The organism is Methylobacterium sp. WL12, assembly GCF_008039475.1.
Classification (GTDB): domain Bacteria; phylum Pseudomonadota; class Alphaproteobacteria; order Rhizobiales; family Beijerinckiaceae; genus Methylobacterium; species Methylobacterium cerastii.
This window is the reverse complement of sequence record NZ_VRUW01000019.1, coordinates 18,930-39,367: the sequence shown is the minus strand read 5'-3', so window position 1 is coordinate 39,367 and position 20,438 is coordinate 18,930. Positions and strand designations below refer to the sequence as shown.

General features: G+C 70.7%; 19 protein-coding genes. 7 read left to right on the top strand and 12 right to left on the bottom strand.

Features of this window, described 5'->3' with window-relative positions; translation table 11 throughout:
* Position 1 precedes the first annotated feature (1 nt).
* A complete protein-coding gene (locus FV226_RS10020) occupies positions 2-880 on the bottom strand; it encodes a DUF3108 domain-containing protein (RefSeq protein WP_147762779.1) in 879 nt (292 codons plus the stop codon).
* A gap of 370 nt (positions 881-1,250) precedes the next feature.
* Here FV226_RS10020 and rpmB point away from each other — a divergent pair, with 370 nt between their 5' ends.
* Positions 1,251-1,562, top strand: coding sequence for a 50S ribosomal protein L28 (gene rpmB, locus FV226_RS10015; protein WP_147754427.1), 312 nt, complete (start codon positions 1,251-1,253; stop codon positions 1,560-1,562).
* A gap of 28 nt (positions 1,563-1,590) precedes the next feature.
* Positions 1,591-2,352, top strand: a complete 762-nt coding sequence (locus tag FV226_RS10010; RefSeq protein ID WP_147762778.1) for a TraX family protein — start codon at positions 1,591-1,593, stop codon at positions 2,350-2,352.
* Positions 2,353-2,458: 106 nt separating this feature from the next.
* On the opposite strand, the gene cobT is transcribed toward FV226_RS10010, so the two are convergent.
* The 4 genes from cobT to FV226_RS09990 all read right to left on the bottom strand — a co-directional run bounded on the left by cobT (position 2,459) and on the right by FV226_RS09990 (position 6,823).
* Positions 2,459-4,360 (bottom strand): cobaltochelatase subunit CobT, encoded by a 1,902-nt coding sequence (cobT, locus tag FV226_RS10005; RefSeq protein WP_147754425.1) that lies wholly within the window; start codon positions 4,358-4,360, stop codon positions 2,459-2,461.
* 5 nt (positions 4,361-4,365) lie between these two features.
* Positions 4,366-4,869: a DUF29 domain-containing protein gene (locus FV226_RS10000; protein WP_147762777.1), complete on the bottom strand. Its 504-nt coding sequence runs from the start codon at positions 4,867-4,869 to the stop codon at positions 4,366-4,368.
* A gap of 19 nt (positions 4,870-4,888) precedes the next feature.
* Positions 4,889-5,872 (bottom strand): cobaltochelatase subunit CobS, encoded by a 984-nt coding sequence (gene cobS, locus FV226_RS09995; RefSeq protein WP_147754424.1) that lies wholly within the window; start codon positions 5,870-5,872, stop codon positions 4,889-4,891.
* 258 nt (positions 5,873-6,130) lie between these two features.
* Entirely contained in the window at positions 6,131-6,823 is a 693-nt protein-coding gene (locus FV226_RS09990) for a J domain-containing protein (protein ID WP_147762776.1), read from the bottom strand.
* 129 nt (positions 6,824-6,952) lie between these two features.
* Here FV226_RS09990 and FV226_RS09985 point away from each other — a divergent pair, with 129 nt between their 5' ends.
* On the top strand, positions 6,953-7,237 hold the full coding sequence (locus FV226_RS09985) for a BolA family protein (protein ID WP_147754698.1): 285 nt from the start codon (positions 6,953-6,955) through the stop codon (positions 7,235-7,237).
* A 19-nt stretch (positions 7,238-7,256) separates the two neighbouring features.
* Entirely contained in the window at positions 7,257-7,676 is a 420-nt protein-coding gene (arfB, locus tag FV226_RS09980; RefSeq protein ID WP_147754697.1) for an alternative ribosome rescue aminoacyl-tRNA hydrolase ArfB, read from the top strand.
* A 352-nt stretch (positions 7,677-8,028) separates the two neighbouring features.
* On the opposite strand, the gene FV226_RS09975 is transcribed toward arfB, so the two are convergent.
* Complete coding sequence (locus FV226_RS09975; RefSeq protein ID WP_147754696.1) at positions 8,029-8,796, bottom strand: YoaK family protein; 768 nt, start codon at positions 8,794-8,796, stop codon at positions 8,029-8,031.
* Positions 8,797-8,962: 166 nt separating this feature from the next.
* Positions 8,963-10,060: a methyltransferase domain-containing protein gene (locus tag FV226_RS09970; RefSeq protein ID WP_147762794.1), complete on the bottom strand. Its 1,098-nt coding sequence runs from the start codon at positions 10,058-10,060 to the stop codon at positions 8,963-8,965.
* A gap of 161 nt (positions 10,061-10,221) precedes the next feature.
* Between FV226_RS09970 and FV226_RS09965 the strand changes: the two genes are divergently transcribed.
* Genes FV226_RS09965 through FV226_RS09955 form a run of 3 tightly spaced genes read left to right on the top strand, consistent with a single transcriptional unit; the run spans position 10,222 to position 13,510 of the window.
* Positions 10,222-11,298, top strand: coding sequence for a ligase-associated DNA damage response exonuclease (locus FV226_RS09965; RefSeq protein WP_147762775.1), 1,077 nt, complete (start codon positions 10,222-10,224; stop codon positions 11,296-11,298).
* Positions 11,295-13,046 carry a cisplatin damage response ATP-dependent DNA ligase gene (locus FV226_RS09960; protein WP_147762774.1) on the top strand — a complete coding sequence of 584 codons (1,752 nt, stop codon included), beginning with the start codon at positions 11,295-11,297 and terminating at the stop codon, positions 13,044-13,046. Before FV226_RS09965 ends, FV226_RS09960 begins: the two co-directional genes overlap by 4 nt.
* Positions 13,043-13,510 carry a secondary thiamine-phosphate synthase enzyme YjbQ gene (locus tag FV226_RS09955; protein WP_147762773.1) on the top strand — a complete coding sequence of 156 codons (468 nt, stop codon included), beginning with the start codon at positions 13,043-13,045 and terminating at the stop codon, positions 13,508-13,510. The genes FV226_RS09960 and FV226_RS09955 overlap by 4 nt, the downstream gene beginning before the upstream one ends.
* A 101-nt stretch (positions 13,511-13,611) precedes the next feature.
* On the opposite strand, the gene FV226_RS09950 is transcribed toward FV226_RS09955, so the two are convergent.
* The 5 genes from FV226_RS09950 to FV226_RS09930 form a co-directional block, all read right to left on the bottom strand.
* Positions 13,612-14,742 (bottom strand): PrpF domain-containing protein, encoded by a 1,131-nt coding sequence (locus FV226_RS09950; protein ID WP_147762772.1) that lies wholly within the window; start codon positions 14,740-14,742, stop codon positions 13,612-13,614.
* 89 nt (positions 14,743-14,831) lie between these two features.
* Positions 14,832-14,972 carry a type II toxin-antitoxin system YafQ family toxin gene (locus FV226_RS28560; RefSeq protein WP_238270250.1) on the bottom strand — a complete coding sequence of 47 codons (141 nt, stop codon included), beginning with the start codon at positions 14,970-14,972 and terminating at the stop codon, positions 14,832-14,834.
* Between the two features lie 266 nt (positions 14,973-15,238).
* Positions 15,239-15,520 (bottom strand): type II toxin-antitoxin system RelB/DinJ family antitoxin, encoded by a 282-nt coding sequence (locus FV226_RS09940; RefSeq protein ID WP_147762771.1) that lies wholly within the window; start codon positions 15,518-15,520, stop codon positions 15,239-15,241.
* A 72-nt stretch (positions 15,521-15,592) separates the two neighbouring features.
* A complete protein-coding gene (locus FV226_RS09935) occupies positions 15,593-17,128 on the bottom strand; it encodes an efflux transporter outer membrane subunit (protein ID WP_147762770.1) in 1,536 nt (511 codons plus the stop codon).
* Positions 17,129-17,280: 152 nt separating this feature from the next.
* Positions 17,281-20,427, bottom strand: coding sequence for a CusA/CzcA family heavy metal efflux RND transporter (locus tag FV226_RS09930; RefSeq protein WP_147762769.1), 3,147 nt, complete (start codon positions 20,425-20,427; stop codon positions 17,281-17,283).
* Positions 20,428-20,438 lie beyond the last annotated feature (11 nt).

The window sequence follows — 20,438 nt, the reverse complement described above, 5'->3', positions numbered from 1 at the left end:
CTCAGCGGCTCGCGAGGCTGCCGGTGGTGGCCGGCGCCTCGGCGGTGGCGGCGCCGCGCACCCAGCGGGTCGCCTCGATGATGTTGGTGCCGACCGTGGTCCGCACCGAGATCCGGATCGGCACCAGCATCCGCGTTCCCTCGACGGGCGCGAGCCAGACCGACATGTCGCGGTTCTCCTCCATGAAGCGCACCCCCGGCCGGTCGGGCCGGTGGCCGGCCACCGCCTGGTAGCGGGCGTTGCAGACCAGCACGGGGCCGGAGTAGCCCGGCTTCTCCACCGCCCGGGTCTCGCCGTAGCTCAGCACCACGTTGAAGCGGGTCGCACCGTCGAAGACCGGCAGCGTGCGGCTGCAGTTGTCGGGGTTGGTCAGCTCGCCCGAGGCCTGGGCCGGCATCAGCAGGGCGCTGGCCGGGTCCATGATCCCGCGCTTGTTGGCGGCGGTCACCGGCACGCGGTCGTCCACGTCGACGAGCGGCGGCGTCACCTCGGACTGGGTGACGTTGCCGTGGGCGAGCGCCATGCGCACGGCGATGCCGGAGTTGGCCGTGCGCGTCGCGATCGAGAAGGTGTTGGGCTGCGGCGCGGCGGCGATGATCCCGGCCGAGCGGGCCGAGCCCTGGCCGCCGGTGATCGCGCCGACGAGGCCGGTCAGCGTCGCCGAGACGTCGACGCGGTACTTCGCGCTCTCGAAGGTGCCGGCCAGCCGCGCGGTGCCGATCGGCAGGCCGGCGAGCGCGATGCCGTAATCGACGGCGATGCTGGCCGGCGCGGCCTTGCGCTCGCGCGCCTCGGCCGGCGACAGGGCGCCGGCGCCGAGGGCGGCGGCGAGAACGAGGCGCATCAGTGGGAAGGCGCTGCGGTTGGGGCGGGCGCTCATGGTCCGAATCGCATCCTCACGAGGTCGTCCGGGCGCCGGGCCCGACGACGCGGCGCCCTGGGGCTGCCCGGGGGTTGGTTATCGAAGCGACATGGTTAACAGGCCGTTCCGCCGACGCCCAGGGTCCGGGGGCGCGCCGCGGCGCGAGGGCGCCTGCGTTCAGCCTGTCGCGCTGCGTGCGCCGGCGCCTTCATGACGACGCGATGTCGGGTTTCGCCTTGACGGTCGCGGGCTGTCTCGCCTATAGGCCGCCACTCAGACACGACTGCGCAAGGCCTGGAACGACGTTCGGGTGGGGCTGGCCAGTCGGCGCACCCAGCCCATGAGGGCGGGTCGGGATCGCCCAGGAACGAGACAGGATAGCGTTATCATGGCACGCCGCTGCGAACTCACCGGCAAGGCCGTTCAGGTCGGCCACCTCGTGAGCCATTCGAACCGCAAGACGAAGTGCCGGTTCCTGCCGAACCTCTGCAACGTCACGCTGACCTCGGACGCGCTGAACCGCCGCGTGCGCCTGCGCGTCACCGCGCATGCGCTTCGCTCGGTCGAGCACCGCGGCGGCCTCGACGCCTTCCTCGTGAAGGCTCACGAGGTCGAGCTGTCGCAGACGGCCAAGCTGCTCAAGCGCGAGATCCACAAGAAGCTCGGCGAGACCGCGGCTCCGGAAGCCGTCGCCGCCTGAAGCCCTCGCCCTCGGGCGACGCGAGATCATGAACCGCCGCATGGACCCCCATGCCGGCGGTTTTTTCGTGCCCGCCACGGCGTTCGCCGGCGCGCCGCTCGACGCAATCAAGGGCGCGGCGGCCGTGCTGATGGTCGGCGACCACGTCGACACCATTCTGCTCGACGGCCACGCCGTCGCCCTGTGGCGGCTCGGGCGGATCGCCTTCCCGCTGTTCTGCGTGGTGTCCGTGCTGCACGTCGTGCGCGGCGCCGATCCCGGCCGCTACGTGCTGGCGCTGCTCGCCCTCGCGGTGCCGACGCAGGCCATCTACGCTGCCGCCTTCCCCTTCGGCACCACCGAAGGGTCGATCCTGTTCACCCTGGCGGCGGGCATCGCGTTCGCGACCACGCTCGACCGGGCGGGCACCGGGCTTCGTCATGCGGCCCTGGCGCTCGGCCTCGCCGTGGTGCTCCTCGCCCCCGCACTCGCCAAGACGGCGGTGGATTTCGGCCTCGCCGGCATCCTGCTGCCGGCGGCGATCCTTCTCGCGCTTCGCGAGCCGCGCGCCTACGGCGCCTGGCTCGTCGCCACAATCGTCGGTCTGAACTGGCACGGCTGGCACCCGCGGGGCGAAACTCCCTGGATCTCCGCCCTCATCGACGCCGCGACGATCCTCGTCGGCGTCCCGCTGGTGCTCTTCGTCGCCCTGCGGCTGCGAGGCCGGCCGCGCTTCCTGCCGCCCTACGCGCTCCAGGCGTTCTACCCGGGGCACCTCGCCGTGCTGGTCGCGCTGCGGGCTCTCACCTGAAGCATTTTCGAGCGAGGTGGATGCCGGCTCGCGTGAAGACAATGCGATCACACAGTCAGTAAGGGCATTCCCGTGATCCGGGGATCATGGAAAATGCTCTCAGGCGTCAGCGCCGGCGTCCGCCGAAAGCCCGCATCGGGGCGCGGCCGCCGGCATCCTCCTCGAACAGCTCGGCGAGCTTTTCGGTCATCGCGCCGCCGAGCTCCTCCGCGTCGATGATCGTCACGGCGCGGCGGTAGTAGCGGGTCACGTCGTGGCCGATGCCGATCGCCAGGAGTTCCACCGGCGAGCGCTGCTCGATCTCCTCGATCATCCAGCGCAGGTGCCGCTCGAGGTAGTTTCCGGCGTTGACCGACAGGGTCGAATCGTCGACCGGCGCGCCGTCCGAGATCACCATCATGATCTTGCGCTGCTCGGGCCGGGCCAGGATGCGCTTGTGCGCCCAGTCCAGCGCCTCGCCGTCGATGTTCTCCTTGAGCAGCCCCTCGCGCATCATCAGCCCGAGGTTTTTCCGCGCCCGGCGCCAGGGCGCGTCGGCCGACTTGTAGACGATGTGGCGCAGGTCGTTGAGGCGGCCCGGTGCGTTCGGCTTGCCGGCGGCGAGCCACGCCTCGCGCGACTGGCCGCCCTTCCAGGCGCGGGTGGTGAAGCCGAGGATCTCGACCTTCACGCCGCAGCGCTCGAGGGTGCGGGCGAGGATGTCGGCGCAGGTCGCCGCCACGGTGATCGGGCGGCCCCGCATCGAGCCCGAGTTGTCGAGCAGCAGCGTCACCACCGTATCGCGAAAATTGGTGTCCTTCTCCTGCTTGAAGGACAGCGGCTGGAACGGGTCGATGACCACCCGCACGAGGCGCGCCGGGTCGATCTGGCCCTCTTCGAGGTCGAAGTCCCAAGCACGGTTCTGCTGGGCGAGCAGCCGGCGCTGCAGGCGGTTGGCGAGCCGCCCGACGACGCCCTGGAGATGCGAGAGCTGCTTGTCGAGGTAGCTGCGCAGCCGCGCGAGCTCCTCGGCGTCGCACAGGTCCTCGGCGTGGATCACCTCGTCGAACTTCGGATTGAACACTCGATAGTCCGGCCCGCGCAGCTCGTTGGCGGCCTTCGACGGCGGGCGCCAGGATTCGGAGGCTTCTTCCGAATCGGCGTCCTCGGATTCCTCCGGAAGCTCGCCGGACGGCGCGTCGGCCGCCTCCTGCGCGCCCTCCTCGATGTCGTCGGAGGCCTCTTCCGAGGTCTCGACCTCGGCGCGGTCGCCCTGGCTCTGCTCCTCGGCGTCGCCCTCGCTCGGGGTCTGCTCGTCGTCCTGGGCCTCGTTCTCGTCGTCGTTCTCGTCGTCCTCGGGGTCGAACGGCGTCTCGTCGGCCATGTCGAGGGAGGACAGCAGCTCGCGCACGGAGCGGCCGAACCCGCGCTGGTCCTCGATCGAGCCGATCAGACCGTCGAGGTTCGGGCCGGCCTTGTCCTCGATGTGCGCGCGCCACAGCTCGACGATGCGCTTGGCCGCCTCCGGCGGCTGCTGGCCCGTCAGGCGCTCGCGCACCATCAGGGCGACGGCGTCCTCCATCGGCGCGTCGGCCCGGTCGGTGATGTTCTCGTACTTGCCGCCGCGGTGGTAGCGATCCTCCAGCATCGCGGAGATGTTCGAGGCGACGCCCGACATCCGGCGCGAGCCGATCGCCTCGACGCGGGCCTGCTCGACCGCGTCGAACACCGCACGCGCCGCGGAATTCTCCGGCGCGAGCCGGCGATGGACCGTGATGTCGTGACAGCCGAGGCGCAGCGCCATGGCGTCGGCGTTGCCGCGCAGCACCGCCACGTCGGCGACGGTGAGCTTGCGCGGCGGCTCGGGCAGGCGCGCCTTGTCGCCGGTGAGCGCCGGCCGGTCGGTGGCGTAGGTGACCTCGACCTCGGAGCGCTTGGCGATCGCGCGCAGGCACCCGGCGACCGAGCGCTTCAGGGGCTCGGCGACCGGCTCGCGGCGTTCGCCGGGCTTGCGGTTGGAGATGGACATGGATGCTACTTCTTAACGGAATCGAGGTCGAAGGGACGCTCGCGGATATCGTCCCAATCGTAGGGGCAAGTGTCCGGAAACTCGTCGGGGTCCAGATGGGTCTCGTTGGAGGCCCAATCCCGCGCATCCTGATAGGCGCCGTCCCGCGCCTCCACGATCCGCGACCTCAAGCCGGGATTCTGCTGCAGGATGCGACCGACGCGGCGGCGCTGTTCGCGGATCGAGTAGATCCAGCTCGGCGTGCGATGCTCCGGTTGCTGGTCCCATTTCAGCATGTGCATGAGGAGGACGCGCAGGCAGCTCTGGAGCTTGGAGAACTCGCTCTTCGACAACCCCTCCAGCTCCTCGGCGACGTGGTCCAGATCGAGGTCGTCGAACCGGCGGGCGCGCAGGAGGTCGGCCTGTTCGAGGAGCCAGCCGTAGAAATCATCTTCGTAACGAGGACGCGACGGAGCCGATCCGCCGGCCTTCGCGACGACGGGGGCGTCTTTCAGGGCCGGCTTACCCATCGCATCCTCTCCATCAAGCTCAGCTCAGCGCGACGTTCATCGCGCTCTCGGGCAGCTCCTTGCCGAAGGCGCGCTGGTAGAACTCGGCGACCAGCGTCCGCTCCAGCTCGTCGCACTTGTTGAGGAAGGTGACGCGGAAGGCGAAGCCGATGTCGCGGAAGATGTCGGCGTTCTCGGCCCAGGTGATCACCGTGCGCGGGCTCATCACGGTCGAGAGGTCGCCGTTCATGAACGCGTTGCGGGTCAGGTCCGCGACGCGCACCATGCGGCTGACGACGTCGCGCCCCTGGTCGCCCTTGTAGTGGGTCGCCTTGGACAGGACGATGTCGACCTCGCGGTCGTGCGGCAGGTAGTTGAGCGTGGTGACGATCGACCAGCGGTCCATCTGGCCCTGGTTGATCTGCTGCGTGCCGTGATAGAGGCCCGAGGTGTCGCCGAGGCCGACCGTATTGGCGGTGGCGAACAGCCGGAAGGCCGGGTGCGGGCGGATGACCCGCTTCTGGTCGAGCAGCGTCAGGCGGCCGGACAGCTCCAGCACCCGCTGGATCACGAACATCACGTCGGGGCGGCCGGCGTCGTACTCGTCGAAGACCAGCGCGACGTTGTTCTGTAGCGCCCAGGGAAGGATGCCGTCCTGGAAGGCGGTGACCTGCTTGCCGTCCTGCAGCACGATCGCGTCCTTGCCGACGAGATCGATGCGCGAGACGTGGCTGTCGAGGTTGATCCGCACGCAGGGCCAGTTCAGCCGGGCGGCGACCTGCTCGATATGGGTCGACTTGCCGGTGCCGTGATAGCCGGTGACCATCACGCGGCGGTTGCGCGCGAAGCCGGCCAGGATCGCCAGCGTGGTCTCGCGGTCGAAGATGTAGTCCGCATCGAGATCGGGCACGTGCTCGCTGGTTTCCGCGAAGGCGGGCACCTGGAGGTCGATGTCGATGCCGAAGGTGTCGCGGACGGAGACCGTCCGGTCGGGGAGCATGGCGGGCTTGTCGTCAGAGAGCATACGGAACCTCGTAGGGCGGTCTTCCGACGGGCATCGGATCGAAAGCCGCGCGGAACTTGTCTCGGGCCTCGCCTCGCCGGGCGAACGCCGCCGGGATGCAGGCCCTTCCTTAACCGTCGTCGCGCCGGGGCGCCACAGACGGGCAGGCGTTCAGGGCAAGGCCCACATATAGGTCGGCGTTCGGAGAATTCCGGTCGTTCGCGCGCGAAAACCGCTCGCCGCGTCGCGACGCCCGGCTTTGCATCGATCGTGCCGGCCTCAGCAGAGGCCGGCCGCGCGCAACACGTCGTGCGCCCGGATGATGTCGCGCAGGCGCTCCTCGAAGGAGCGGTCGCCGCCGTTGGCGTCGGGATGGAAGCGCTTCACCAGGGCCTTGTACTGCGCCTTGATCGCGGCGGTGTCGGCCCCTTCCTCGAGACCCAGCACGTCCAGCGCCCGGCGCACGGTCGCCGACAGCTTCGGCCGCGCCGGCTCGGCCGGGGCCTGACGGCCGCGGGTGCCGCCGACGCCCTCGGCGCGTAGCACGCCGAGCGGGTCGACGTAGGCCCAGTCGCGCGTCGGCGCGTCGGCGGCCTTCGCCGCCGCCGGGCGGTTCACGCCCATCGCCCAGGTCGGGCGGTGGCCGATGATCGCGTCCTTCTGGAAGGCCTGGACGGCGTCGTCGTTCATGCCGTCGAAGTAGTTGTACGTCGCGTTGTAGGCCTTCACGTGGTCGATGCAGAAGTTCCAGTACTGCCCCTCGGCGCGTCGCCCCTTGGGCGCGCGGAACAGGCCGGCATGGGTGCAGCCCTCCGCCTCGCAGGTGCCCGCGGGCTTGCCGCTCGCAGTCTTGCCGGCCGAGTTCTTGCCGGCCGAGTTCTTGCCGGCCGCGGTCTTGCCGCCGGCCGTCTTGGGCTCGTCGCAGGTGCGCCGGATGCGGATGCTGTCGAAGAGGGGCGAGTTGAGATCCATGACGGGGCGATTATGAGGGGGTGGACCCGAGACACAAGGGCGCCGGGCCTGATGACGCATGCGGGCGAACGGGCTTGACGACCCGGCCGCCAGGTGACGCGGCTGCGACGCAACACGAGGGATGGACGGATGACGGGAACGGCGACGCTGCGGGACTGGATCGAGGCCAAGCTGGCGGCGGAACTCGCGCCGGCCCGCCTCGACGTGGTGGACGAATCCCACCTCCATGCGGGCCATTCCGGCGCGCGGCCGGGGGGTGAGACGCATTTCCGCGTCGATGTGGTCTCGGACGCCTTCGAAGGGAAGAGCCGCGTCGACCGCCACCGCGTCGTCAACGCGCTGCTGGCCGAGGCGTTCGCCCGCGGGCTGCACGCGCTGGCCGTGAAGGCGCGCACGCCCTCGGAAGCCGGCTGAGCCGGAAGGGGAGGGGGCCGTGGCCCTGGTCTGCACGCCTCAGATCGCCATCGACGAGGCCGAGCTGCACGAGACCTTCGTGCGGGCCTCGGGCCCCGGCGGCCAGAACGTCAACAAGCTCTCGACGGCGGTGCAGCTGCGCTTCGACGTGCGCCGCTCGGCCGCCCTGCCGAACGCGGTGGCGGTGCGCCTGATGCGGCTCGCCGGGCGGCGGCTCACGGCCGACGGCGTGCTGGTGATCAGCGCGCAGCAGTTCCGCACGCAGGAGCGCAACCGCGCCGACGCCCGCGAGCGGCTGGCCAAGCTCGTCGCCGAGGCCGCCGTGCCACCGGTTCCGCGCCGCGCGACGCGCCCGACGCTGGCCTCGAAGAAGCGGCGGCTCGAAGCCAAGACCCAGCGCGGCGCGACCAAGCGCCTCCGTGGCGCGCCGGTGGATTGACCACGCCTCCTCCCGTTCCCGCAGAAGCGACAGGACTCACGCATCCCCGCGTCTGGCACCTCTTTTGACGCGCATTCCCTCGCCCCGCGTGCGGGGAGAGGGCTTTGCCGACCTCGTCGTCGGCAAAGCGAGGCGGCAGCCGAAGGTGAGGGGGCTGACCCGGAGGAGGCTCATCCGTTCGCGCCCCCTCACCCTCGCTTCGGCTTCGCCTCCGCTACCCGTCTGCACGACGGGATGCAGCCGGGCCTCTCCCCGCACGCGGGGAGAGGGGGAACCCGCGGGTCATCGGTGTCCGCAGCGAAATAGGCAAAACGATCGCCCGTTCGGAGGAGGGGATGTCCCGACTCCGCGGTCAGTGGATCGCGTCGATCGCCTTCGCGTCGGGGCTCGCGTCCGGCGCCGGCGAGGAGCCGGCCACCAGCTCGCTGCCGGGCTTGGCGATCGTCAGGACAACGGCGATGAAGGCGAGCAAGGCCGCGAGCGCCGCCGGGAACAGGAAGGCGCTCTCGCCGTAGCGGATCTGCAGCAGGCCGCCGACCACCGCGCCCGACGACAGGCCTGCCCAGAGCGGCGCCTGGATCCAGAACGACGAGGCCACCGTCCCGAGGATCAGGTTGGCCATGCCGGTGCCGAAGCGGACCACCGCGCCCGTGACGTAGGTGAGCGCGATGCTGCGACCGCCTTCGTCCTGGAGGATCGCGTTCTGCAGGCCGAGCGCCAGGACGATCGGATAGGCGTGCAGCGGGAAGGCGAAGGTGCCCCACGGCATCAGCAGGCCGAGCGCCAGCAAGGCGGCCTCGATCGTCAGCAGCACCGAGAGCCGCCAGCGGCCGACCCAGGCGGCGATCAAGGTGCCGAGGAAGGCGCCGAAGCAGAAGACCAGCAGCACCGTGACGACGCGCAGGGTGTTCTCCCAGTCCGCGTTCGCCACCGCCACGCCGAAGCGCGTGGTGTTGCCGGACATGAACGACATGAACAGCTGCGAGAACTCGAGGAAGCCGATCGAGTCCGTGGCGCCGGCCAGGAACGCCAGCACGATCGCGAAGGGGATGCGGGTCGCCGCGCTCGCCGGGAAGGCCTTGTCCGGCGGGTCCCCGGGGGCGGTCTTCTCGTTCACCATGTAGGGCCTCGAAACGTGGTGGGTCGCGCCCGCTTCTCCCGTGAGGGCGCAGGGGGTCGAGCGGGCGGCGGTGGGATCGACGGCTATAAAGAGCCGAGCACGGCCAAGGTTCAACTATGCACGGCCGGCAGGGTGATATTCCTCACCTCGCTCTCCGGCGCCGGGATTAAGCGGCCTCCACTCCCGTGCTTGCACTACGTTTGACTGCGATCACGGTGCGTCCGGGAACGTCCGCGCCGTTCTCGCGCCGGACCACCGCTGAACGGATCGCGAGGTCGCCGAAGCCCGCGGCCTCGGCGGCGGCCGCGAGGTAGGCGTCGGCGTGGGCGTAGCGGCCGTCCGGCCCGAGCACGACGCCGTCGCCGTCGTGCGATTGCACGGTGAAGGCGGCGCGCCCGTCCGGGCGCAGCACCCGCGTCATGCCGGACAGCACCGTCGCGAGCGGCCCGAGATAGATGAACACGTCGGCCGCCACGCAGAGGTCGGCGGAGGCCGCAGGCTCGCCCGCGAGGAAGTCCTCGATCCCGGCCTCGACGAGGCGCGCATAGAGGCCCTTGCGCCGGGCGAGCGCCAGCATCGCCGGCGCGATATCGACCCCGGTGAGCGTCCCAACGCGGGCGCCGAGCGCCGCGCCCATCAGGCCGGTGCCGCAGCCGAGGTCGATCGCGTGGCCGTAGCGGGGGGCGCCGCCCGGCTCCCTCTCCCGTGCGGGAGAGAATTGGGGCGAGGGATGAGAACTGTCCGGAGAGGTCACGCCCCTCATCCCACCCTTCTCCCCCTGGGAGAAGGAGCCCCGCGGCGGTTCCCGCGATCCATCGTAGGCGTCGAGCGCCGCGCAGAGCAGCGCGGGGCCGCAATAGCCCAGGCCCTCGACGAGGTGGCGCTCGAAGCGGCCGGCATAGCCGTCGAACAGGGCGCGCAGGTAGGCCGGCGACAGCACCGGCAGCGCGGCGTCGCCGGCGATCCGCGCCAGGTGGACGAGGGTGCCGAGCGTGTCCTCCGGGTCGAGGTCGCGTCCGGTCTCGTAGGCACGGAGCGCCGCCTGGAACAGGGCCGGGTCGGCGGCGCCGGCCGCGGCCTCGGCGGCGTGCCGCGCCTCGCGGGCGCGCCCGAGCAGCACCCAGGCGGCGGCGAAGCGCGGGGCGCGTTCCAGCGCCTGCTCGGCCATCTCGGCGGCGCCGACGCAGTCGCCCTCGGCCAGGCACGCCTCGGCGTAGGCGAAGCGACGGTCGGCCAGCAGGTCGCCGGAGCCGGCCTGGTGCATTGCGAGAATCGATTTCACGGCGGGGATCGATTCGATGGCGGGGATCGATGTCATGGGGGATCGATCCGGGTCTCGTCGGGACGACGCCCTATATCGTCGGCGACGCCACCCCTCGGTAGACCCATCCTCCGCCAGACCCAACCCTCGACGAGACGGGACCGATGACGCTTCGCGCCGGCGACCTCCTGACCCTGACCCGCGAGGGGCTGTACTGCCCGCTCGGGCGCTTCCACGTCGACCCCACCTGGCCGGTCGAGCGGGCGCTGATCAGCCACGGCCATGCCGACCACGCCCGGGCCGGCCACGGCAGCGTGCTCGCCACGGGCGAGACCCTGCGCATCATGGCGGTGCGCTACGGCGAAGATTTTTGCGGTGCGCGCCAGGAGGCCGTGCTCGGCGCGGACGTCCGCGTCGGCGACGTGACGGTGCGGTTCGCCCCCGCCGGGCACGTCCTCGGCTCGGCGCAGATCGCGATCGAGGCGCAAGGCGTGCGCGTGGTGGTGTCGGGCGACTACAAGCGCGCGCACGATCCGACCTGCCGGCCGTTCGAGGTGGTGCCCTGCGACGTGTTCATCACCGAGGCGACCTTCGGCCTGCCGGTGTTCCGCATGCCCGACACGGCGGCAGAGGTGCGCAAGCTCCTCGATTCCGTGGCTCTGTTCCCCGAGCGCGCCCACATCGTCGGCGCCTACGCGCTCGGCAAGGCGCAGCGGGTGATGATGCTGCTCCGCGAGGCCGGCTACGACCGGCCGATCCACCTGCACGGGGCGATGGAGAAGCTGACCGAGCTGTACAAGCGCGAGGGCTTTGCGCTGGGCGACACGCCCAAGGTGGCCGCCACCGACCGCGCCGGCCTGAAGGGCGCCATCGTGCTGTGCCCGCCCTCGTCGATCCAGGACGTGTGGTCGCGGAAATTCCCGGACCCGGTGACGAGCTTCGCCTCGGGCTGGATGCGGGTGCGCGCGCGTGCCCGCCAGAAGGGCGTCGAGCTGCCGCTGGTGATCTCCGACCATGCCGACTGGCCCGACCTCTGCCGCACCATCCGCGAGACCGGGGCCGGCGAGGTCTGGGTCACGCACGGGCAGGAGGACGCGCTGGTGCACTGGTGCGGGACGCAGGGCATCAAGGCCAAACCGCTGCACATGCTGGGCTACGGCGACGACGGCGACGCGGAGCCGGCGCCCGTCGAGGCGGCGCAAGACGCCGCTGATGAGGTCACCGACGAGGCCGCCGCGTGAACGATTTCGCCGAGCTTTTGGACCGCCTCGCTTACGAGCCGCGCCGCAACGCGAAGCTGCGCCTGCTGCAGGACTACTTCGCGAAGACCCCGGACCCGGAACGCGGCTACGCGCTCGCGGCGATGACCGGCACCCTCAGTTTCCGCGAGGCCAAGCCCGCGCTGATCCGCGGCCTCGTCGAGGCGCGGATCGACCCGGTGCTGTTCCGGCTCTCGCACAACTACGTCGGCGATCTCGCGGAGACGACCGCGCTGATCTGGCCGGGACCCCTCGCGGACGAAGCGCGGGTCCCCGCTCCCGAACGGGAGAGGGAGCCCGTCGGCGCTCCCGGCCCCGGCCACAACAACCCGCCTCCGCACGTGCCGACGCTCGCCGAGGTGGTCGAGACCCTGTCGACCATCCGCAAGGCCGACCTGCCTCAGCACCTTGCGACCTGGCTCGACGCGCTCGACGAGACCGGGCGCTGGGCGCTGTTGAAGCTCGTCACCGGAAACCTGCGCGTCGGCGTGTCGGCGCGGCTCGCCAAGACCGCGGTCGGCGCGCTCGGCGGCCACGAGGCGGACGCGGTCGAGGAGGTCTGGCACGGGCTCAAGGCCCCGTTCGAGACCCTGTTCGCCTGGGCGGAGGGGCGCGGCCCGCGGCCCGAGACCCTGAACCCGGCCCCGTTCCGGCCGCCGATGCTGTCGCACCCGATCGAGGAGGAGACCGACTTCGACAAGCTCGCCCCGGCCGACTTCTCCGGCGAGTGGAAGTGGGACGGCATCCGCGTGCAGCTCGTCGGCGGGCGCGACGCGGCGGGCGAGCAGGTGGCGCGGATCTACTCGCGCACCGGCGAGGACATCTCCGGCGCCTTCCCGGATTTGGCCGAGGCGGTCACCTTCACGGGGACGCTCGACGGCGAGTTGCTGATCCTGCGCGAGAGCCGGGTGCAGAGCTTCAACGTGCTGCAGCAGCGCCTCAACCGCAAGGCGGTGACGGGCAAGCTGACGGAGGAGTTCCCGGCGCATGTGCGCGCCTACGACCTGCTCACCGCCGACGGCGAGGACCTGCGCGGGCTCGGCTTCGTGGAACGCCGCGCCCGGCTCGAAGCGTTCGTGGCGACGCTCGACCACGTGCGGATCGACGTCTCGCCGCTGGTGCCGTTCTCGACCTGGGAGGACCTGGCCGCGGCCCGCGCCGACCCGGCGGCTTTGGGAGCCGGCTTGGATGCCGACGCCATCGAGGGCGTGATGCTCAAGCGCCGCGACAGCCCCTATCTGCCCGGCCGCCCGAAGGGCCCGTGGTGGAAGTGGAAGCGCGAGCCGCACCTCGTCGACGCGGTGATGATGTACGCCCAGCGCGGCCACGGGAAGCGCTCGTCGTTCTACTCCGACTACACGTTCGGCGTGTGGCGGGACGGCGCCGACGGGCCCGAGCTGGTGCCCGTCGGCAAGGCCTATCACGGCTTCACCGACGCGGAGCTGGCCAAGCTCGACCGCTATGTCCGCAACCACACGGTGAAGCGTTTCGGCCCGGTGCGCGAGGTCGCCTACGGGACGGAGGGCGGATTGGTGCTGGAGATCGCCTTCGAGGGCGTGCAACGCTCCACCCGGCACAAATCGGGCGTCGCCATGCGATTCCCCCGCGTCAGCCGCATCCGCTGGGACAAGCCGGCAGCCGAGGCCGACCGGATCGACCTTCTGGAACGCATCCTGGCGCGGGGCGAGCGCGAGACGATGCCGGGCACGACCTTGGAGATCGCGGAATGAAGCGTGGCACGGTGGGGACGGTCGAGGCGCTGTTTTCCGGCTCCGTCCGGCGCCAGGCCGGCGGGCGGCTGACGATCGCCACGCCGGGGCCGGGCTTCACCGAGTTCACCGACGCGGTCGCCGCCTTCGTGCGCGACAGCGACGTCTCGGACGGCATCGTCACGGTGTTCTGCCGGCATACCTCGGCCTCGCTGACGATCCAGGAGAACGCCGACCCGGACGTGCAGGCCGACCTGATGACCGCGCTGGACGGCTTCGCCCCGCGCCACGCGGCCTACGTCCACGGCGCCGAAGGACCGGACGACATGCCCGCCCACATCCGCACGATGGTCACCGACGCCACCCTGTCGATCCCGGTGGTGGACGGCCGCCTTGCGCTCGGCACCTGGCAGGGCGTGTACCTGATCGAGCACCGCGACCGGGCGCACCGGCGGGAGATCGTCTTGGTGGTGGTGGGGACGTGAGGCGGACGCGCTGATCCCGCGATCACACCCGCCCCGTCATTCCGGGCTCTGCTTCGCAGCCCCGGATTGACCGAGGTTGGAGGGACGCCGTCTTGTCCGCTTCACGCGTACACCACCCCCCGCATCAGCGGCCGGGCCGTGCGGAAGAACGAACCGCGCGTCGTGCGGAACCCGTCCCCATCCTGGACCACGTCGGCGTCGGCGGTGAGGACGCCTGAGGGCATGCCGACGCGCAGGGTGTCGGCGGTTTCACGGGCGACCTCGGCGACGACGCTGCCGGGGAGGCGGGCGGCGACCGCGAGGCACAGGGGGGCGGTGAGTGGCAGCGCCTGATGCGGCACGCCGTTCGAGATCACCCGGGCGGTGAGGTCGACCGCGGCGGCGGTCACGCGCTCGCCCGAGAGGGTGCCCGCGTCCTGCGGCGGCGCCACCAGGCCGACGAAGGGGACATGGACGATGGTGGCCGCGTGCGCGTCGTCGCGGGCGATGCCCATCGCCACCGAGGCCGCGCGGCGGATGCGGCCGAGACGGTCGAGCAGGCCGGGTACGGCCTCGATCGCCGCCGGCAGCTCGGTCCCCGTCAGCCCGAGGGCGGTGGCCTTCACGAAGACACAGGCGTTGGCGGCGTCCACCATCGAGACGTCGAAGTGCCCGAGCCCCGCCACCGCGAGGCGCTCGCGCACCGTGCCGATGGGGAGCAGCCGGCCGGTGGTGGCGCCGCCGGGATTGACGAAGTCGAGGCGGATCGGCGCGGCCGTCCCCGCGACGCCGGGAATGGCGAGGTCGCCGCGGTAGACCGCGCGTCCGCCCGCCACCGCGAAGGCGGCGTGGACGACCTTCTTCGTGTTGGTGTTGAAGATCCGGATCGTCACAGGCCCGTCGGGCGCCGAGACCAGCCCCTCGTCGATCGCGAAGGGGCCGACCGCCGAGAGCATGTTGCCGCAATTGCCCGACAGGTCGATCCGCGCCTCGCGCACCACCACCTGGACGAAGGTGTAATCCACGTCGGCGTCGTCGCGGCGCGAGCGCGCGACGACGCAGATCTTCGAGACCGACGAAACGCCCCCGCCCATGCCGTCGAGCTGGCGCCCGAACGGATCGGGGCTGCCCATCGCCGACAGGAACAGCGGTTCCCAGGCCGCGACGTCGGCCGGCACGTCGCGCCGGTGCAGCATCAGCGCCTTGCTGGTGCCGCCGCGCATGAACACGGCCGGGATCGCGGTGAAGCTCATGAGGCGGGCCTTCGTAGAGGGACGGACATCGGACGTGGCCTGCCGGCGGCGGCGGCATCATCCCGCCAAGGCCGGCGCAGGGCATCCGTTCAGGCTCCGAACAGGTCCGCATGGGTGCCGGCGCGGACGAAGACGACGAGGCCGGAGCCGCGTTCGTCGTCGATCGTGTAGGCGAGCAGGAAGTCGCCGCCGACGTGGCATTCGCGATGTCCCGCCCAATTCCCCTTCAACGGATGATCGAGCCACTCGGGGCCTGGGGGCCGTCGTTGGCGATCAGCAGCAGCATGACCTGTTTCAGACGAGACATGTCGTACCGGCCGGAGCGGGACAGGCGTTCCCAATCCTTGCGGAAGGTCTTCGTGTAGTCCGACGCCCGCGGCGGGGCGGCGCGCTTAGAGCATTTTCCGTGATCTCTGGATCACGGAAAATGCTCTAACCTGCTGTGTGGTCGCATTTTCTTCACGCGAGCCGGCATCCACCTCGCTTGAAAAATGCTCTAGCGGATGCCGGCGTCTTCAAGGTCGGCGATCAACGCGTCGGCGTTCGTGAAGCGGCTCCGGTGCCGGCGGGCGATGGTCTCGGCTTCCTCCATCGCAGCCCGGGTCTCGGCGTTCGGAACCCCGAGTTCGAAGGGAAGCGCTCGATCCGTGGCGACGCGGTGCAGGACCAGGCGCACCGCATCCGACATGGACAGGCCGAGGGCATCGAGCGCGACCACGGCGCCGGCCTCGGTCTCGTCATCGACGCGGATGTGCAGGACGGATGTGGGAGCGGTCATGCCAAAGCCTCTCGCTCCTGAGAATGGCGATCGCCACCCCGGCCGTCAACGCGCCGCGTCCTCGCGGCCGCCTTACAAGAACTTCAGCGGGTCGGTCTCGGGCGGGGGCGGGGCGACGTCGGCGCGGTTCCACCAGCCGCCGCCGAGCGCCTGGAACAGGGCCGCGGTGTCGGCGTACTGCGTCGCCCGCGCGCCGGCCGATGTGACGAGCGCCGAGAGGTAGCCCTGCTGGGCGATCAACACCTGCGTCGAGTTCACGGCGCCGGCCGAGAACTGCTTGCGGATCAGGCCGAGGCTCTGGCCCGTCGCATTCTCCGCGGCCGAGGCGGCGGCGACCGCGGCGGCGTCCGATTGCAGGGCGCGCAGCGCGTCGGCCACGTTCTGGAACGCGGCGATCACCACGGCGCGGTACTGCGCCTGCGCCTGGGTCAGGGTCTCCTCGGAGGCGCGCTGGCGGCGGTAGAGCGTGCCGGCGTCGAAGATCGGCGCGGTGGCTTGCCCGAGGATGGTGAAGAACCCGGCGCCCGGGTTGGTGATCTGCGCCAACCGCACGGCGCTCGAACCGCCCGCGGCGGTGATCGAGAATTGCGGCAGCCTGTTCGCCACCGCGACGCCGACGCCGGCCGAGGCCTGCTGCACCAGGGCCTCGGCCGCCTTCACGTCCGGCCGCTGCTGCACCAGGCGCGAGGGCAGGCTGACGGGGACCTTCGTCGGCAGCCGCAGGGCCGAGAGGGTGAAGGTCTCAGCCACCTCCTCGCTCGGCAGGCGTCCGGCGAGCGCGGTCAGGAGGTTGCGCTGCTGCGCCAGCTGCTTCTCCAGCGGCGGCAGCAGCTGCTGCGACAGCGACAGGGCCGCCTGCTGCTGGATCACGTCGGCGCCGGCGATCTGCCCGAGCGAGAGCTGCTTGTTGTAGAGGGTCAGCACCTCGGTCTGGGCCTGGATCACCCGCTTCGTCGCGTCGATCTGGGCGCGGAGGCTGGCCTCCTGGATCGCGGCGGCGACGACGTTGGCGGTGAGGCTGAGGTAGGCGGCCTCGAGCTGGAAGCGCTGGTTCTCGGCCGTCGCCTCCAGCCCCTCGATCGTGCGGCGGTTGAGGCCGAACACGTCGGGGTTGAACGCCACCGTCACCTGCGGCGTGTAGAGGCTGTAGAGGTAGTTGTTCTGGTTCTGCAGCGGCGATTGCAGGTCGAGCCCCGGCGCCCGCGCGCCCAGCGCCTGCGGGTTGGCCGAGAGCGAGGGATACAGCGTGCCCTTCTGCGCGAGCACGTTCTGCTGCGCGATGCGCAGGCTCGCCTGGGCCGCCTCCAGGTTCGGGTTGTTGGCCAGCGCCTCCTCGACCAGGCGGTTCAGCGCCTTGGAGCGGAACAGCGTCCACCACTGGCCGGGGATGTCGGCGCCCGAGACGAAGCTCTGGTCGGCCGAGCCGCCCTGGCGCGTGGCGACCTTGTCGGCCGCGCTCGGGTTCGCCAGGGGCTCCTTCGTGTAGCGGGCGACCGGCGGATCCTCGGGCGCGATGTAGTTCGGGCCGACCGCGCAGGCGGACAGGCTCAGGCTCGCGGCAAGCGCCGCCGCCCGTGCGGATCGCCGGTACAGGGCCGTCTCGATCATCGCGCCCCAGCGAGTGCCGGCCCGCGCGGTCGCGCGAACCCCCGCCCGGTAGAGCGCCGCGGGAGGGCGTCGAGTCAATGCGGCGTTGGCCGTGACGGGCGGGGAGGGCGGGGGTTGTGGTGCCCGCGCCACGGGTTTCGAAGCCGACGCCATCACGCCGCCGCCCGGTGCAGGACGGGCGTCGCCAGCGGGTTCGGCTGGCGGCGGGAGAACAGCGAGATCAGCACCGGCACCACCACGAGGATCAGGTTGGGCGCGAGCAGGATGCCGCCGACGACGACGAGGGCGAGCGGCTTCTGCACCTGTGAGCCGATGCCGGTGGAGACCGCCGCCGGCAGGAGGCCGACGCAGGCGGCGACGCAGGTCATCATCACCGGCCGCATCCGCACGATCGAGGCGTGCCAGACAGCCTCCTTGCGCGGCCATCCCTCTTCCATCAGCTGGTTGTAGTAGGCGAGCAGGATCACGCCCTCCATCGTCGAGATGCCGAACAGCGCGATGAAGCCGATCGCCGCCGAGATCGAGAACGGGGTGCCGGTGAGCGCCAGCGCGAAGATGCCGCCGATCATCGCCATCGGGATCACCGACAGGCCGAGCAGCATGTCGGCGACCGAGTTGAAGTTGATGAACAGCAGCAGCGCGATCAGCACCAGGGTGATCGGCACCACCAGGCTGAGGCGCGTCACCGCGTCCTGCAGGTTGGTGAACTGGCCGACCCATTCGAGGTGATAGCCGGCCGGCAGCGTCACCTCGTCGGCGACGCGCCGTTGCGCCTCCAGCACGGTGCCGCCGAGGTCGCGCCCGCGCACCGAGAACTTCACCGGGATGTAGCGCTCCTGGTCCTCGCGGTAGATGAACGACGCGCCCGAGACGAGGTCGACGTCGGCGATCTCGGAGAGCGGCACCTGCACCACGCCGCCGTTCGGGTTGGCGGCGCCGATGGTGATGTTGCGGATGGTGGCCAGCGACGAGCGGTATTCCTTCGCCAGCCGCACGCGCATCGGGAAGTGCCGGTCGGAGCCGTACTCGTAGAGGTCGCCCGCGGTCTGTCCGCCGATGGCGGCGGCGATGGTGGTGTTCACGTCGCCGATCGAGAGGCCGTAACGGGCGGCCTTGTGGCGGTCGACGTCGATCCGCACCGTGGGCTGGCCCAGCGAGGCAAAGACCGAGAGGTCGGTGACGCCGGGGACGGTGGCGAGCACCGCCTTCACGTCGTTGGCCGCCTTGGTGATCGCGGCTAGATCCGTGCCGTAGACCTTGACCGAGTTCTCGCCCTTCACCCCCGAGGCCGCCTCCTGGACGTTGTCCTCGATGTACTGGGAGAAGTTGAACTCGATGCCGGGGAACTCCGCGTCGAGGCGCTTCGACAGCCCGGCGATGAGCTGTTCCTTGTCGAGCCCCTTGCGCCACTGGTCGATCGGCTTCAGCGGCGCCAGGATCTCGACGTTGAAGAAGCCGGTGGCGTCGGTGCCGTCGCTCGGCCGGCCCTGGTGCGAGATCACGGTGACGACCTCGGGCACCTCGGTGAAGATCTTGCGCAGGCGCTCGACGTAGGCGTTGCCGGCCTCCAGCGAGATCGAGGCCGGCATCGTGCCGCGCACGTAGAGGTTGCCCTCCTCGAGCTTGGGCAGGAACTCGAGGCCGAGGTTCCGCGCGACGAGCCCCGACACCAGCAGGATCGCCACCGTCACCGCGATCGAGAGGATGCGGTTGCGCAGGCCGAAGCCGAGGATGATCTCGTGGCCGAAGCGCAGCACCTTCACGATCAGGGTGTCGCGCTCCTCCACGTGCTTCGGCAGGATCACCGCCGAGAGCGCGGGCGAGACCGTGAAGGTCGCGAGCAGGCCGCCGACCAGCGCGTAGGCGTAGGTCTTGGCCATCGGCCCGAAGATGTGGCCCTCGACGCCCGACATCGTGAACAGCGGCAGGAAGCCAACGATGATGATCGTCGCCGAAAAGAAGATCGCCCGGTTCACCTCGGAGCCGGCGATGGCGATGGTGCCGAGCCGTCCGGTGAGGCCGCCCGGCGCCGGCTGCCCCTCCGAGTGGTGCGGCTCGGCCAGGTGCCGGAACACGTTCTCGACCATGATGACGGTGGCGTCGACGATCAGCCCGAAATCGATCGCGCCGAGCGACAGGAGGTTCGCGGAATCGCCGCGCACCACCAGGATCAGGATGGCGAAGCCGAGGGCGAAGGGGATGGTCGCCGCCACGATGATCGCGCTTCGAAGCGAGCCGAGGAACAGCCACTGCACCACGAAGACCAGAACCACGCCGAAGACGAGGTTGTGCATCACCGTGTGCGTGGTGGTGTGGATCAGCCCCGACCGGTCGTAGATCCGCTCGATCTTCACCTCGGGCGGCAGGATCGTCGAGGCGTTGATCTTCTCGATCTCGGCTTCCACGCGCTTGAGCGTCGGCAGGCTCTGGCCGCCGCGGCTCATCAGGACGATGCCCTCGACGATGTCGTTCGAGCCGTCGTGACCGACGATGCCCAGCCGCGGCGCGTTCGAGACGCGCACGTCCGCCACGTCCCGCACCAGCACCGGCGTGCCGGCGACCTGGGTCAGCATCGTATCCTTGATGTCGTCCATGTCGCGGATCAGGCCGACGCCGCGGACCACGGCCGACTGCTCGCCGACGTTCAGCGTCTGGCCGCCGACGTTGATCGAGGAGTTGTTGAGGGCCGAGACGAGCTGCACCAGGGTCATGCCCTGGGCCTGGAGGCGGTTGAGGTCGACCGCGATCTCGTATTCCTTGGCCTTGCCGCCGAAGGCGGTCACGTCGACGACGCCCGGAATCGCCTTGAAGCGGCGCTGCAGCACCCAATCCTGCAGGGTCTTCATCTCGGCCGACGAGAAGCCCTTCGGCCCGACGAGCTTGTAGCGCATGATCTCGCCCACCGGGCTCGTCGGCGAGATCTGCGGCGTCGCGCCGTTCGGCAGGGGCGGCGCCTGCGACAGGCGGTTGAGCACCCGCTGCAAGGCCTCCTCGTAGGTGAACTCGTAGTTGAACTGCACCTTCACGTCGGACAGGCCGAACAGCGAGATCGTGCGCACCACCTGCGCGTTCGGGATGCCGGCGAGCGCCACCTCCAGCGGGATCGTGATGTAGCGCTCGATCTCGTCGGCCGACTGGCCGGGATTCTGGGTGATCACGTCGACGAGCGGCGGGACCGGATCGGGATAGGCCTCGATGTTGAGCTGGGTGTAGGCGGCGTAGCCGAGCGCCAGCATCACCAGGAAGCCGAGGCACACCAGCACGCGCTGGCGCAGAGAGAAGACGATCAGGCTGTTCATCGCGTCATGCC

Bases quoted from the DNA above. Each gene is read 5' to 3' on its own strand.
- FV226_RS10020 (WP_147762779.1), bottom strand. From the start codon at position 880: ATGAGCGCCCGCCCCAACCGCAGCGCCTTCCCACTGATGCGCCTCGTT.
- rpmB (WP_147754427.1), top strand. From the start codon at position 1,251: ATGGCACGCCGCTGCGAACTCACCGGCAAGGCCGTTCAGGTCGGCCAC.
- FV226_RS10010 (WP_147762778.1), top strand. From the start codon at position 1,591: ATGAACCGCCGCATGGACCCCCATGCCGGCGGTTTTTTCGTGCCCGCC.
- cobT (WP_147754425.1), bottom strand. From the start codon at position 4,360: ATGTCCATCTCCAACCGCAAGCCCGGCGAACGCCGCGAGCCGGTCGCC.
- FV226_RS10000 (WP_147762777.1), bottom strand. From the start codon at position 4,869: ATGGGTAAGCCGGCCCTGAAAGACGCCCCCGTCGTCGCGAAGGCCGGC.
- cobS (WP_147754424.1), bottom strand. From the start codon at position 5,872: ATGCTCTCTGACGACAAGCCCGCCATGCTCCCCGACCGGACGGTCTCC.
- FV226_RS09990 (WP_147762776.1), bottom strand. From the start codon at position 6,823: ATGGATCTCAACTCGCCCCTCTTCGACAGCATCCGCATCCGGCGCACC.
- FV226_RS09985 (WP_147754698.1), top strand. From the start codon at position 6,953: ATGACGGGAACGGCGACGCTGCGGGACTGGATCGAGGCCAAGCTGGCG.
- FV226_RS09975 (WP_147754696.1), bottom strand. From the start codon at position 8,796: ATGGTGAACGAGAAGACCGCCCCCGGGGACCCGCCGGACAAGGCCTTC.
- FV226_RS09970 (WP_147762794.1), bottom strand. From the start codon at position 10,060: ATGCACCAGGCCGGCTCCGGCGACCTGCTGGCCGACCGTCGCTTCGCC.
- FV226_RS09965 (WP_147762775.1), top strand. From the start codon at position 10,222: ATGACGCTTCGCGCCGGCGACCTCCTGACCCTGACCCGCGAGGGGCTG.
- FV226_RS09955 (WP_147762773.1), top strand. From the start codon at position 13,043: ATGAAGCGTGGCACGGTGGGGACGGTCGAGGCGCTGTTTTCCGGCTCC.
- FV226_RS09950 (WP_147762772.1), bottom strand. From the start codon at position 14,742: ATGAGCTTCACCGCGATCCCGGCCGTGTTCATGCGCGGCGGCACCAGC.
- FV226_RS09940 (WP_147762771.1), bottom strand. From the start codon at position 15,520: ATGACCGCTCCCACATCCGTCCTGCACATCCGCGTCGATGACGAGACC.
- FV226_RS09935 (WP_147762770.1), bottom strand. From the start codon at position 17,128: ATGATCGAGACGGCCCTGTACCGGCGATCCGCACGGGCGGCGGCGCTT.
- FV226_RS09930 (WP_147762769.1), bottom strand. From the start codon at position 20,427: ATGAACAGCCTGATCGTCTTCTCTCTGCGCCAGCGCGTGCTGGTGTGC.